Origin of the sequence: Pseudomonas sp. PP3 (assembly GCF_905336995.1) — a bacterium.
Classification (GTDB): domain Bacteria; phylum Pseudomonadota; class Gammaproteobacteria; order Pseudomonadales; family Pseudomonadaceae; genus Aquipseudomonas; species Aquipseudomonas reinekei.
In genome coordinates this window covers 4,875,696-4,887,652 of record NZ_HG995459.1, presented here as the reverse complement: position 1 = coordinate 4,887,652, position 11,957 = coordinate 4,875,696, and the positions used below count along the sequence as shown (strand labels likewise).

General features: G+C 60.7%; 12 protein-coding genes. 6 read left to right on the top strand and 6 right to left on the bottom strand.

The genetic code is table 11. The annotated features are described in order from the left end of the window. Positions 1-119: 119 nt before the first annotated feature. Positions 120-1,673, top strand: coding sequence for an EAL domain-containing protein (locus KHO07_RS22245; RefSeq protein ID WP_212625565.1), 1,554 nt, complete (start codon positions 120-122; stop codon positions 1,671-1,673). A gap of 323 nt (positions 1,674-1,996) precedes the next feature. Here KHO07_RS22245 and KHO07_RS22240 read toward each other — a convergent pair whose 3' ends face one another. From KHO07_RS22240 to KHO07_RS22225, 4 genes are all read right to left on the bottom strand, one after another. Continuing rightward, on the bottom strand, positions 1,997-2,305 hold the full coding sequence (locus KHO07_RS22240) for a DUF3077 domain-containing protein (protein ID WP_212625564.1): 309 nt from the start codon (positions 2,303-2,305) through the stop codon (positions 1,997-1,999). 524 nt (positions 2,306-2,829) lie between these two features. Next, positions 2,830-3,879: an alkene reductase gene (locus KHO07_RS22235; RefSeq protein ID WP_150732193.1), complete on the bottom strand. Its 1,050-nt coding sequence runs from the start codon at positions 3,877-3,879 to the stop codon at positions 2,830-2,832. Between the two features lie 21 nt (positions 3,880-3,900). Continuing rightward, positions 3,901-5,067: an MFS transporter gene (locus KHO07_RS22230; RefSeq protein WP_150732194.1), complete on the bottom strand. Its 1,167-nt coding sequence runs from the start codon at positions 5,065-5,067 to the stop codon at positions 3,901-3,903. A gap of 35 nt (positions 5,068-5,102) precedes the next feature. Next, complete coding sequence (locus KHO07_RS22225) at positions 5,103-5,405, bottom strand: metalloregulator ArsR/SmtB family transcription factor (RefSeq protein ID WP_150732195.1); 303 nt, start codon at positions 5,403-5,405, stop codon at positions 5,103-5,105. 168 nt (positions 5,406-5,573) lie between these two features. Between KHO07_RS22225 and KHO07_RS22220 the strand changes: the two genes are divergently transcribed. Further along, positions 5,574-6,152: an ACP phosphodiesterase gene (locus KHO07_RS22220; protein WP_150732196.1), complete on the top strand. Its 579-nt coding sequence runs from the start codon at positions 5,574-5,576 to the stop codon at positions 6,150-6,152. 106 nt (positions 6,153-6,258) lie between these two features. On the opposite strand, the gene KHO07_RS22215 is transcribed toward KHO07_RS22220, so the two are convergent. Then, positions 6,259-7,050 (bottom strand): lysophospholipid acyltransferase family protein, encoded by a 792-nt coding sequence (locus KHO07_RS22215; protein ID WP_150732197.1) that lies wholly within the window; start codon positions 7,048-7,050, stop codon positions 6,259-6,261. Beyond that, entirely contained in the window at positions 7,050-7,805 is a 756-nt protein-coding gene (gene olsB / locus KHO07_RS22210; protein ID WP_034146715.1) for an L-ornithine N(alpha)-acyltransferase, read from the bottom strand. The genes KHO07_RS22215 and olsB overlap by 1 nt, the downstream gene beginning before the upstream one ends. A gap of 155 nt (positions 7,806-7,960) precedes the next feature. Between olsB and KHO07_RS22205 the strand changes: the two genes are divergently transcribed. The 4 genes from KHO07_RS22205 to KHO07_RS22190 all read left to right on the top strand — a co-directional run bounded on the left by KHO07_RS22205 (position 7,961) and on the right by KHO07_RS22190 (position 11,931). Further along, on the top strand, positions 7,961-8,839 hold the full coding sequence (locus tag KHO07_RS22205; RefSeq protein ID WP_212625563.1) for an acyl-CoA dehydrogenase family protein: 879 nt from the start codon (positions 7,961-7,963) through the stop codon (positions 8,837-8,839). 181 nt (positions 8,840-9,020) lie between these two features. Next, on the top strand, positions 9,021-10,115 hold the full coding sequence (locus tag KHO07_RS22200; RefSeq protein WP_212625562.1) for a serine hydrolase: 1,095 nt from the start codon (positions 9,021-9,023) through the stop codon (positions 10,113-10,115). Next, entirely contained in the window at positions 10,112-10,435 is a 324-nt protein-coding gene (locus tag KHO07_RS22195) for an amidase (protein ID WP_212625561.1), read from the top strand. The genes KHO07_RS22200 and KHO07_RS22195 overlap by 4 nt, the downstream gene beginning before the upstream one ends. A 320-nt stretch (positions 10,436-10,755) precedes the next feature. Beyond that, entirely contained in the window at positions 10,756-11,931 is a 1,176-nt protein-coding gene (locus KHO07_RS22190; RefSeq protein WP_212625560.1) for a M20 aminoacylase family protein, read from the top strand. The last annotated feature ends 26 nt before the right edge of the window (positions 11,932-11,957 follow it).

Below are 11,957 nucleotides of genomic sequence, written 5' to 3'. Positions count from 1 at the left end.
TTTTAAGCTAAAAGCAGCAATCCTCATCAACGACCCGACACGTCAAACCACGGCCAAGACGCGTCATTAGCCATTGCTCAGGCGGTGATATGAACAGTTCAAGGATCAGCAGCCAGGGTATGCTTCTGGCGCTCCTATCGGTCATCGTCCCGCTGGCCCTCACTTTTGCGGGTGGATGGCTGTTGACGACCTATGTCGCCAACGAACGACTCCACACCCTCGCGCAGATTGCCAGTCAACGCGCCAGCGCTACGTTTGAACAGGCATCCCAAACGCTCAAAAACGTTGCCCTTACCGATCTGCAACCCTGCACGCCGGAAAGCATCGAGCAGATGCGCATGATTGCCATGAACACTTTTTCGGTTGAGTCGGTGGGCTACGAGGAAGATGTGTTTGCCTGTAGTTCCTGGGGCGCTACGTCGCCACGCGCCACTCAGTGGCCCGAAGATTTCGTCACCGAGGATGGCGTGAAGGTTTCCATCGAAGCGTACGACGACAACCCTCTGATCAAGCCGATGCTGGCCCTGCAGTTCGCGGCGTTCAATGTTCTGGTGGACCCCGAGCAATTTCGCGAAGTGGACTTCGATCAAGGCATCAAACTGGCAGTGGGGACACGGCAAGGCCGTTTGCTGGGCCCTGCGCTGCCGAACATGGCGAGCTTCCTGGCATTGGTCCACCAAGGCCCGACTCACGGTCTGAAAGACGGTTTTCTCTATACGTCGGCGGCGCAGGGCAACTTCACAGTCATTGCCGCTATCCCGCGGCAGGAACTGCTGCGAAGTCTCTGGAAACATGTGCTTTATCTGCTGCCTGTTGGCCTGATTGTCTCGGCAGCGTTGCTAATGGTTAATCTGCGCTGGTGGCGGCGAAAACTGTCACCGCTTAACGCTTTGGAACAGGCTGTACGCCGGAACGAATTTCTCGTCCATTACCAGCCAATCATCGAGATTGAAAGCCATCGATGCATTGGCGCCGAGGCGTTGGTCCGCTGGCAAAAAACCGACGGCACAATCGTCTATCCCGACCACTTCATCCCTTTGGCCGAGTCCAGTGGCTTGATTGAGGGCATCACGAATCAGGTGATCCAGACCGTTCTCAATGACCTCGGGACAATACTGGCCAGTGATCGCTCGATGCACGTGGCGTTAAACCTGGCGGCGGCCGACGTGTGTACAGGGCACTTTTTGCCGAAACTACTGGAGGAGGTTCAGCGCCTGGACGTTCTCCCGGGGCAAATTTGGCTGGAGGTGACTGAGCGCAGCCTGCTTGATCCTGCTCCAGCCAAAATCACCATAGAGCGTGCGCGTAATGCCGGGTTCATTATCGCGCTGGATGACTTCGGTACAGGCTATTCAAGTTTGCAGTATCTGCAGCAGTTGCCGCTCGATGCGCTCAAGATCGACCGGTCGTTCGTTGAGCAGGTCGGTGCAGCTGCTGAAAAGACGCTCTTGGTCACTCACGTCATTCAGATGGGCCGCGCCTTGGAATTGACGCTGATTGCAGAGGGCGTCGAGACGACAGGGCAGCTCGACTACCTGCGTGCGAACCAGGTCCGTTACGCTCAGGGATGGCTGTTCGCGAAGGCTATGGATTGTGCGCAGTTCAAAAAACTTTACTGGGCAAGCAGACCTTTGGCGCTGCGGCACAGCTACGATGTTAATGAGAGTTCTTGAATGTGATGTCGGCGCGCTGAGAGCGCCGGTCAGAACCCATGCAAGTGACTGGTCAGGTCGGATGCAAACGGGTAGTCAAGTGGAGCGCAATTTCGCCGTTGAAAAAGCCGCGTTCTTACGCGCAATGCTGTTCAGTTAAGAGATAGAGCGAGCAATCAGTAACCTGTGGCGAGGGAGCTTGCTCCCGCTGGACTGCGTAGCAGTCCCATTTTGGGGGGGCGCTCCCCAACGGGAGCAAGCTCCCTCGCCACAGGTACAGTGTTCGTCCTTAAATGAACAGCATTGCGTTCTTACGCGGCTTTTTTACGCCACATGAGCCGTCGCTATTGCCTGGTGTCTCTGGGCTCACGATCAGCCTCTCGATCCAGCACCTTCGCCACATCATCGATCACCGCTTTGCTCATCGCCGTCAGGTAATGCGCGGCCCAGGCGTGGCGGTCGGTGTCTTTGGCGTAGGCGGCGTCGACGGTGAGTTCCTTGGCGAGGAACAGCAGGTTGGAGGCTTGAGCCAATGCGTCGGCGAGGGGCACGCCGCGGCTGACATGAAACAGCGCCTGGTTCGAGCAGTAGATGAAAGGGGTGAAGCCGATGGTTTTGAGTTCTGAAGGATCGATTGGATTTGTTTTAGCCATGGTGAAGCTCCTAATTTGAAAGAGCTGCTGCATTCGTTTCCAAGCGAATGGGTGGCAACTGTGCGCAGGTTGGAAAACCGGGAAATTAGGAAACCGGCACGCCCGAAGACGTCCCGCGCACAGCCGCCATGACTCAACTTCGTGATGGGCAAACTGTTGCTTTCAATTTCGACGGGTTTCCAAGCCCGATCGCTGAATGGTCAGCGACGTCCGGAGACTATCCCGTCAAACAAAAACGCAACAAGGCATCAAAGTGCCCAAAAGCAAGATTCGGAGTTTGCCTACAAGGTCCTACGGCGTCATCTGATATTGCGGTTTCGTAATTAAACGAGACTAATTAATGGGCGTGCCGGCGGGGCGCGCAGCCGCAAGTGTCCGCTGTCCTGGGACCGAGGACACGTTGAGCATTCGGAGCTAATCGCTGTCAATAGCTCGATTCAAGATTTCCAGTACCTGGATGCGTTCGCAACAAAAAGCCCCGGCTCTTTCGAGTTCCGGGGCTTTTGCATTTCTACGGGAAGCGCTTACAGCGTCGGGTAGTCGATGTAGCCGACCGGGCCCTTGGCGTAGAACAGTTCCGGACGCGCTTCGTTCAGCGGCGCATCGGCCTTCAGGCGTGCCGGCAGGTCCGGGTTGGCAATGAACGGTACGCCGAAGGCGACTGCATCGGCCTTGCCAGCGGCCAGCCAGGCGTTGGCGCTGTCCTTGGTGAAGCGTTCGTTGATGATGTACGGGCCGCCGAAGGCTTCCTTGATTTGTGGGCCGAGGCTGTCGGCGCCTTCTTTCTCGCGGGAGCAGATGAAGGCGATGCCACGCTTGCCCAGTTCACGAGCGACGTAGGTGAAGGTTTCGGCCGGGTTGTCGTCGCCCATGTCGTGGGAATCGGCGCGCGGTGCCAGGTGCACACCGACGCGGCCGGCGCCCCAGACTTCGATGGCGGCATCGGTCACTTCCAGCAACAGGCGGGCACGGTTTTCCAGGGAGCCGCCGTAGATGTCGGTGCGCTGGTTGGTGCTGCTTTGCAGGAACTGGTCGAGCAGGTAACCGTTGGCGCCGTGGATTTCCACGCCGTCGAAACCGGCGGCCTTGGCGTTTTCGGCGCCGGTGCGGTAAGCGTCGACGATGTCGGCGATTTCAGCGGTTTCCAGGGCGCGAGGCGTCGGGTAGTCGGACAGCGGGCGAACCAGGCTGACGTGACCTTTTGGCTGGATGGCGCTCGGTGCGACCGGTGCTTCACCATTCAAGTACAACGAGTGCGAAACCCGGCCCACGTGCCACAGTTGCAGGAAGATCTTGCCGCCCGCGCCGTGGATCGCCTTGGTCACGTTGGCCCAGCCACGCACTTGGTCGTTGGACCAGATGCCGGGGGTGTCCGGGTAGCCGACGCCCATTGGCGTGACCGAGGTCGCTTCGCTGAGGATCAGGCCGGCGGAGGCGCGTTGTACGTAGTACTCGGCCATCAGCGCGTTGGGCACTCGGCCTTCGTCAGCGCGGCAGCGGGTCAGCGGTGCCATGATGATGCGGTTGGACAGTTCGAGGTCGCCCAGTTTGATCGGATCGAAAATAGTCGTCATTTAATTGCTCTCTTTTGAAGATCAGTTAGTAGCAGGAGCCAGTTCGGGATTGCCGTTCTGACGGAAAGTAATCAGGGTCACCACCAGGGCGAGTACGGCCAGTGCGGCGGCCGCGAGGGGCACGCTGGTCAGGCCGAAACCGTGGGCAATCACGCTGCCGCCGACCCAGGCGCCGAGTGCGTTGCCGACGTTGAAGGCGCCGATGTTCAGGGTCGAGACCAGGTTCGGCGCGGCCTTGCCGTAGGTCACCACGTTGACTTGCAGGGCAGGCACAGCGGCGAAACACGCGGTGGCCCAGAGGAACAGGGTGATTTCAGTCGGGATCAGCGCGACGCTGGTCCAGGTCAGCACGGTGGAGACCACGGCCATGGCGATGAAGACGCCGATCAATGTGGCGGCCAGGCCTTTGTCGGCCAGCTTGCCGCCGATGATGTTGCCGACCGTCAGGCCCAGACCGATGAGCATCAGGGTCCAGGTCACGCCACGGGGCGAGACGCCGGTGACTTCGCCCAGCAGCGGCGCGACGTAAGTGAAGAGGGTGAACACCGACGCGGCGAACAGTGCGGTCATGCTCAGGGACAACCAGATACCGGCGCCTTTGAGGGCACGCAGTTCGGCGCGCATGTCGAGTTTTTCTTCATCACGCTTGGCCGGCAGGAAACGGATCAGGCCGAACAGCGCAATCACACCAATCACGGTCACTGCCCAGAAGGTCGAACGCCAGCCGGCTTCCTGACCGAGGGCGGTGCCCAGTGGCACGCCGAGTACGTTGGCCAGGGTCAGGCCGGTGAACATCAGGGCCACGGCCGAGGCGCGTTTGTTGGCCGGCACCAGGCCGGCGGCTACCACAGAACCGATACCGAAGAAGGCACCGTGGCACAGGGCTGTGACCACGCGGGCAAACATCAACACGTTGTAGTCACTGGCCACGGCGCAGAGCAGGTTGCCGATAATGAAAATCCCCATCAACGCCACCAGCGCTGCTTTGCGCGGCAGTCTGGCGGTGGCCAGCGCCATGAACGGCGCACCGATGGCCACGCCCAGGGCGTAACCGGTCACCAGCCAGCCGGCACCGGGAATCGACACACCGAGGTCGGCCGCCACATCGGGCAGCAAGCCCATGATGACGAACTCGGTGGTGCCGATGGCAAAGGCGCTCAACGCGAGGATGAGTAGCGAGAGGGGCATTGGTTAATTCCTTGTCGGCTGGCTGACGTAAAGGGTCAGAGCTCTTTGCTGAAGATTTTGAGGAACTCCTGAATGGTTTCCTCATTGCGTTTGAAAAAGTGCCACTGGCCGACTTTGCGGCTGCTGATCAGGCCGGCGCGTTGCAGGGTCGCCAGGTGCGCGGACACCGTGGACTGCGACAGGCCGCAACGTTGATCGATCTGCCCGGCGCATACGCCGTGCTCGTTGCTGTGGGACTGGTCTGGAAATTCGACGTCCGGGTTTTTGAGCCAGTGCAGGATGTCTCGCCGTACCGGGTGTGCCAGGGCTTTTATTATTTCGTCGAGTTCAAGGTTCATGATGGGGGCTCGTGATCAGTAAAACGCTATATCGCGATGAAGCGAAATTTAAATCGTTATTTCGCGATATACAAATATGATTTTGCTCTGATGACCGAGCAAATCGGTATATCGGGTTATAACGATATGTGAGGTGTCGATACCAAGGCGCAATGCTAAGCTGCGCCCATGAACTATCTCGCACATCTTCACCTCGGTGGCCAGCGCCCCGGTCAATTGCTCGGCAGTCTGTATGGCGATTTCGTCAAAGGCAGGCTGCAAGGGCAGTTCGAACCGGAGATCGAAGCGGCCATCCAGCTGCATCGCAGCATCGACGTGTTCACCGATCGCCATCCGTTGGTGGATGCCTCGCTGTCGCGGTTTTCCCTGACGCGCCGGCGCTACGCCGGGATCGTCCTCGACGTGTTTTTCGACCATTGCCTGGCCCGGGACTGGGCGCTGTACGCGGACCGGCCGCTGGAGCTGTTCACCTCGGATGTGTACCGCGTGCTGTCCAGCGAACGGCAACTGCCGGAGCGGCTGGCGAAGATCGCCCCGCACATGGTGGCCAATGACTGGTTGGGTTCGTATCGGGAATTCGAAGTACTGGAGCAGGTGCTGCGGGGGATTTCGCGACGCTTGACCAAGCCTGAAGAGCTGGCGGCCGCCATGCAGGAATTGCGGGTGTTGTATGAGCCGTTGAGCGAGGATTTCCGGCTGTTCTACCCGCAGTTGCAGGATTTTGCGCAGAGCCATCCGACAACATAGATCACTGTGGGAGCTGGCTTGCCAGCGATAAGTCCGGATCATTCAACATCTACATTGGCTGACCCACCGCTATCGCTGGCATGCCAGCTCCTACAGGGGGATGCGTTCAGGCTGCGATGGCAGGGCGCAACGGGACTTGCTGTTTTTCCGGGATCGCCCCAAACAACGCCTTCTGCACGGCCTGTTGCGCCTCGAACGCCAATGCCGCGCGTTCACGTCCTTCGCAAGCGATCGGCTTGAGCAAATGGATCTCCACACCGCCGCGGTCATTGGCAAACAAGCGCATCAGGTGTGAGAGCAAATCGTCATCGCCAATGAACGGCGCCAGCGTATCGAGCTCACCATCACGCACGTAACGAATCGCCACCGGTTGCAACGCCACGTCGGAATCGATGGCGGCGGACAGCAGGCGCCCGTGGAACGTGCGCAACGAACGGCCATCGGTGGTGGTGCCTTCCGGGAACATCAGCAGTGGATGTTCATGCTGCAGATGGCGGGTCATTTGTTTGCGGATCAACTGGCTGTCGCCCGAACCCCGACGGATAAACAGGCTGCCGGCCTTGGCCGCCAACCAACCGGCCACTGGCCAAGTGCGCACTTCGGCCTTGGACAGGAACGACAGCGGGGTGAGCATGCCCAGCAGCGGGATGTCGGTCCATGACACGTGATTGCTGACCCACAGCATCGGCGCTTTCGGTAATTGACCGTGAACGGTCACGTCGAAGGGCAGGGCATTGCTCAGGCGCGCCATGAAAAATCGCGACCAGCGCTGACGACGTTCCATCGAATGGGCCAGGCCCAGACGTTCGAACATCCCGAACACACTGGCCATGCTCAGCCCCAGCGCCACCACCAGCAACACTCGCGCGATTCGCGCGTACACCCGCAGCCGGCTCATTACACAGCCGCCTTGAAGTGTTTGGCGTAGCGCGGGCAGAGTTCGTCGCGCTTGAGCAGGATGAACACGTCGGCGACCTGAAAATCTTCGTCCCAGCAGGGTTCGCCACAGATTTTCGCGCCCAGGCGCATGTAGGCCTTGAGCAGCGGCGGCATTTCGGCGATTACGTTGGAAGGAATATCCAGGGTCGGCAGCGGTTTTTTCGGTTCGGCGCGCAGGTGTTCGGTGCACAGGTAGCGCTCGCGCAGACGCTGCATGATGGCGTGGGCCTGAATGCCGCCGTCCTGCATCGGGATGCTCGCGCAACCCATCAGGTAGCTGTAGCCGCCCTGGTTCAGCACTTCGGCCAGTTCGCCCCAAAGCACGGCGATGGTGCCGCCGTTGCGGTAGGCCGGGTCGACGCAGGTGCGGCCGATTTCCAGGATCGGCCCTTGCAGATGAACCAGGCCATGCAGGCTGAATTCTTCTTCGCTGTAGAACTTGCCCAGGCTGCTGGCGGCGGTGTGGTCGAGCAAACGGGTGGTCGCCACCAGACGCCCGGTGTTCAAGTCACGCACGCCGATGTGGGCGCAGTGAACATCATAGTCATCCATGTCCAGACCCAGTTCCGCGCCTTTCAGCTTGGCGTTGAACTCGCCGCTGAACACGTTGAAACGCAAGGCCTGAGCTTCCTGCAGAGCCTCGGCGCCCACCAGGCGTTCGGCTTGCAGGCGGCGTTCGTTGCCGGTGTCGCTGATGCGGGCGATCTGAGTCATGGCGAATCTCCGTGCGGGCTGCTCACCCGTCTTTGGGTTACAGCGGATCGACTTTCTTTATCCAGCCTTGTTGTGCAAAGTCAGGCTATGTAGCCCCGGTGTCATCGCCATGAAGCTTTGGTGATGCTTATATGACAGCCCAAAAGGAGCCTCTTATGCCCTGGCAAACCCTGTTGAATAGCCGCGATCGCTTGCCCGCCAACCCGGACCTGGGCGAAGGGTTCGCAACCCTGTTACAGCAATTGGGCACGGTCACGCCGTTCGAGTTGGCGGTGGCGGGCGGGCGCCTGATGGCGACGCCGGGGTTGGCGTTTCTGGTGGGGTATCAGGCGGCATTGCGCATGCTTTGGCCGAGCGCGCCACTCAGCCTCGGCGCCCTGTGCGCCACCGAACAACGCAGCCTGCGCCCGGCCGACATGCAAACCCGCCTGAGCGGTTTGCGCGTGAGTGGGCGCAAGGATTTCGTCACCGCTGGCGATGCCGCCGACTGGCTGCTGATCGCCGCTCGCAGCGAGCAACCCGGCGACGATCCGCGCTTGAGTCTGACGGTGGCCTATCCCGATGAGCCCGGTGTGCGGGTGGAAAAACTGCCGCCGATCCCGTTGATGCCGGATATCAGCCACGGTCGATTGTTTCTGGATAACGCGTTGTGTGAATTGCTGGCGGGGGATGGCTGGGACGCGTACGTCAAACCGTTCCGCACCCTGGAAGATGTCTATGTGCTGAGTGCCATGACGGCGTGGCTGTATGGCGTTGGTCAGGACTGTGATTGGCCGCAGAATCTGCAGTTGCGCTTGCTGGCGTTGCTGGCCGGGTGCGCGGAAGCCAGTCGGCAGGCACCGAATCATCCGGCCGGGCATGTGTTGCTGGGTGGATTGTTTGCGCAGTTCGAGGGGCTCAAGACTGAGGTCAATGAAGCGCTGGCCGAGGGACCGGCGGAGTGGGCGACGATGTGGCAACGGGATCAGGCGGTGATGGATTTGGCGGCGGGGGCGCGAGCAAAGCGTCTCGCCAAAGCATTGGCGGCGACCTGACGGGCCTCATCGCTGGCCAGCCAGCGCCTACAGGGATTTCAGGCGAATGAAATATTGTGTACGACGCAGATCCTGTAGGCACTGGCTTGCCAGCGATGACGGCCTCATTGACAGCACAAATCCCGGAACTGTCATCAACCTCGGCTAGGCTCAGCAGGTTCACTTCCAAGAGCCCCCCGCTATGCCCAAAGGCCTGTCGCTGTTTTTCCTGCTGTTATTCAGCCTCTCGGTCCACGCTGAAAACTGGCCCGCCGAACAATGGGCAACCGGCCCGGCCGTCACCGGTCCAGCGCTTCAATCTCTGGAAAACTACGCCTTCCCACCGCGCAACGACACCACCCGTCAAGGCATCCGCACTGACGCCTTGCTGGTGATCCGCGACGGCCAATTGATCTACGAACGGTACGCCGGCCCGACCTCCGCCGAGACGCCGCACCTGACCTGGTCCATCAGTAAAAGCCTGATGGCCACGGTCCTCGGCGTGGCCTATGGCGAAGGCTTGTTCAAGCTGCAGGACCCGGTGCAGAAGTTTTACCCGCCACTGAAAAAACACCCGGACATGAACATGGCCGACTTGCTGCATTGGGCCTCGGGCATCGACTGGCAGGAAGACTACGAATACGCGCCGTTGAAGTCGTCGGTGGTGGCCATGCTTTACACCCGAGGGCACCAAGACATGGCGGCATTCACCGCCGAACACGACCGATACGCGGCGCCGGGCCAGGCGTTTCGCTACTCCAGCGGCGACAGCAATCTGTTGTCCGCCGCGCTGAAAACCATCGTCGGTGCGAATCGCTATGGGGACTTTCCATGGACGGCATTGTTCGAGCCGCTGGGCATTCGCCACGCGGTTTGGGAAACCGATGCCACGGGCACGTTTGTCGCGTCCTCGTATGCCTACCTCACCGCGCGGGATCTGGCGCGGGTCGGTTTACTGATGGCCCGCGACGGGCGCTGGGGCGACAGGCAATTGCTGCCCAAGGATTGGGTCGCCTTCAATCGTGAACCGTTCGACCACTACCGCGCCCATCAGGATGAGGCGGTGCCCGGCGGCCACTGGTGGCTCAATCGTGCCGTGGATAGCGCCGCGCAACCTTGGCCCGATGCGCCCGTCGATACCTTTGCGGCACTGGGTCATTGGGGGCAGGCGATGTATGTGATCCCCAGCGAAAAACTGGTGATCGTGCGCTACGGCGATGACCGTGACGGCCGCTACCGGCACAACGAAATGCTCAAGCTCGCGCTGAAGGCGTTTGCCGGGAAGGGGCAGCCATGAGTGGTTTCATCAGGCGTCGACCGATCAGCTCATTGTTGTTGATCCTGCTGCTCGTCTTGCTTGGCTGGCTCTGGCATGAGCGGGTCGCGCTGTGGGCATTCCCCGACATCATCAGCGCCTACACCGCCAAGGAATATTGCTCGTGCCGGTATGTGATGAACAACGAGGCCGAGTATTGCCGTGGATACGTCAAACAGTGGCTACCCACCAGCAGCTTCACCGATGACACTGCCAGCAAGCGCATCACCGTCAGCGGCATGGGCCGCAGCAACAGCGCCGCCTGGCTCGGCGAACACCAGGGCTGCCGCTTATCCCCCTGACTGCGGCGATGCTTTTTGTGGCGAGGGAGCTTGCTCCCGCTCGGCTGCGCAGCAGTCGCAAAGTCAGCGACGCGGTGAATCAGACACGCCGCGGTTGCCGGTTTTGGCGCTGCTTCGCAGCGCAGCGGGAGCAAGCTCCCTCGCCACAAGGGGCCGCCAGTGAGATCGACGGCCATCAGGTTCCACACCGTGGAACCACATTCGATTGTCCTCACGCGCGACTCGCGGTTATCTGGCGGTGAGCGCGACCTGCCTTGATGTGTCGCGAAATCAAAACGAACAAAAAGAACGGGACTTCACCCGGCCCGAGGACAATCGTCATGACCCGACATCAGCACATTCTCGCCTGGCTCAGCGACGTGGCCAGCGACCTGCACGCCACCCGCCAGGACATCCATGCCCACCCCGAACTCGGCTTCGAGGAAAACCGCACCTCGGCACTGGTGGCCAAATCCCTCGAAGCGTGGGGCTACGACGTGCACACCGGCATCGGCAAGACCGGTGTGGTCGGCGTCCTGCGCAACGGCAGCAGCCCGCGCAAACTCGGGATTCGGGCGGACATGGACGCACTGCCGATCATTGAAAATACCGGCGCCGCGTACAGCAGCCAGCATCAAGGTTGCATGCACGCTTGCGGGCATGACGGTCACACCACCATGTTGCTGGGCGCCGCGCGCTATCTGGCGGCAACCCGTCAGTTCGACGGCACCCTGACCCTGATTTTCCAGCCGGCCGAAGAGGGTCAGGGCGGCGCCGAAGCCATGCTCGCCGATGGCTTGCTCGAACGTTTCCCCTGCGATGCGCTGTTCGGCATGCACAACATGCCGGGCCTGCCTGCCGGGCATTTGGGTTTTCGAATAGGGCCGATGATGGCCTCGCAGGATTTGCTCACTGTCACCATTGAAGGTGTTGGCGGCCACGGTTCGATGCCACATCTGGCGGTCGATCCGCTGGTGGCGGCGGCGAGCGTGGTGATGGCGTTGCAAACGGTGGTCGCGCGCAACATCGATGCGCAGCAGGCCGCTGTGGTGACGGTCGGCGCATTGCAGGCGGGAGAGGCGGCCAACGTCATTCCACAGCAGGCAATCCTGCGCCTGAGCCTGCGCGCGCTGAACGCCCAGGTGCGTGAGCAGACCCTCGACCGCGTGCGTGCGATCATCGAATCTCAGGCTAAGAGTTTTGGTTGCAGTTCGACAATCGAACATCGCCCGGCTTATCCGGTACTGGTCAACCATGCCGCCGAAACCGAGTTCGCCCGGCAGGTCGGTGTCGAGTTGGTGGGCGCCGACGCAGTGGACGGCAACACCCCCAAACTCATGGGCAGCGAAGACTTCGCCTGGATGCTGCAACGCTGCCCCGGCGCCTACCTGTTCATCGGCAATGGCGTGTCGAGGCCGATGGTGCATAACCCCGCATATGACTTTAACGATGACATCCTGCTGACCGGCGCTGCGTACTGGGGCGCGCTGACCGAGAGCTGGCTCAAGCCTGCCTGATTTCCTCACTTTCTACTGCCGCTGGA

What these genes read in the sequence shown, in the direction of transcription:
- KHO07_RS22245 (WP_212625565.1), top strand. Translation starts at nt 120, where the DNA reads ATGCTTCTGGCGCTCCTATCGGTCATCGTCCCGCTGGCCCTCACTTTT.
- KHO07_RS22240 (WP_212625564.1), bottom strand. Translation starts at nt 2,305, where the DNA reads ATGGCTAAAACAAATCCAATCGATCCTTCAGAACTCAAAACCATCGGC.
- KHO07_RS22235 (WP_150732193.1), bottom strand. Translation starts at nt 3,879, where the DNA reads ATGACGACTATTTTCGATCCGATCAAACTGGGCGACCTCGAACTGTCC.
- KHO07_RS22230 (WP_150732194.1), bottom strand. Translation starts at nt 5,067, where the DNA reads ATGCCCCTCTCGCTACTCATCCTCGCGTTGAGCGCCTTTGCCATCGGC.
- KHO07_RS22225 (WP_150732195.1), bottom strand. Translation starts at nt 5,405, where the DNA reads ATGAACCTTGAACTCGACGAAATAATAAAAGCCCTGGCACACCCGGTA.
- KHO07_RS22220 (WP_150732196.1), top strand. Translation starts at nt 5,574, where the DNA reads ATGAACTATCTCGCACATCTTCACCTCGGTGGCCAGCGCCCCGGTCAA.
- KHO07_RS22215 (WP_150732197.1), bottom strand. Translation starts at nt 7,050, where the DNA reads ATGAGCCGGCTGCGGGTGTACGCGCGAATCGCGCGAGTGTTGCTGGTG.
- olsB (WP_034146715.1), bottom strand. Translation starts at nt 7,805, where the DNA reads ATGACTCAGATCGCCCGCATCAGCGACACCGGCAACGAACGCCGCCTG.
- KHO07_RS22205 (WP_212625563.1), top strand. Translation starts at nt 7,961, where the DNA reads ATGCCCTGGCAAACCCTGTTGAATAGCCGCGATCGCTTGCCCGCCAAC.
- KHO07_RS22200 (WP_212625562.1), top strand. Translation starts at nt 9,021, where the DNA reads ATGCCCAAAGGCCTGTCGCTGTTTTTCCTGCTGTTATTCAGCCTCTCG.
- KHO07_RS22195 (WP_212625561.1), top strand. Translation starts at nt 10,112, where the DNA reads ATGAGTGGTTTCATCAGGCGTCGACCGATCAGCTCATTGTTGTTGATC.
- KHO07_RS22190 (WP_212625560.1), top strand. Translation starts at nt 10,756, where the DNA reads ATGACCCGACATCAGCACATTCTCGCCTGGCTCAGCGACGTGGCCAGC.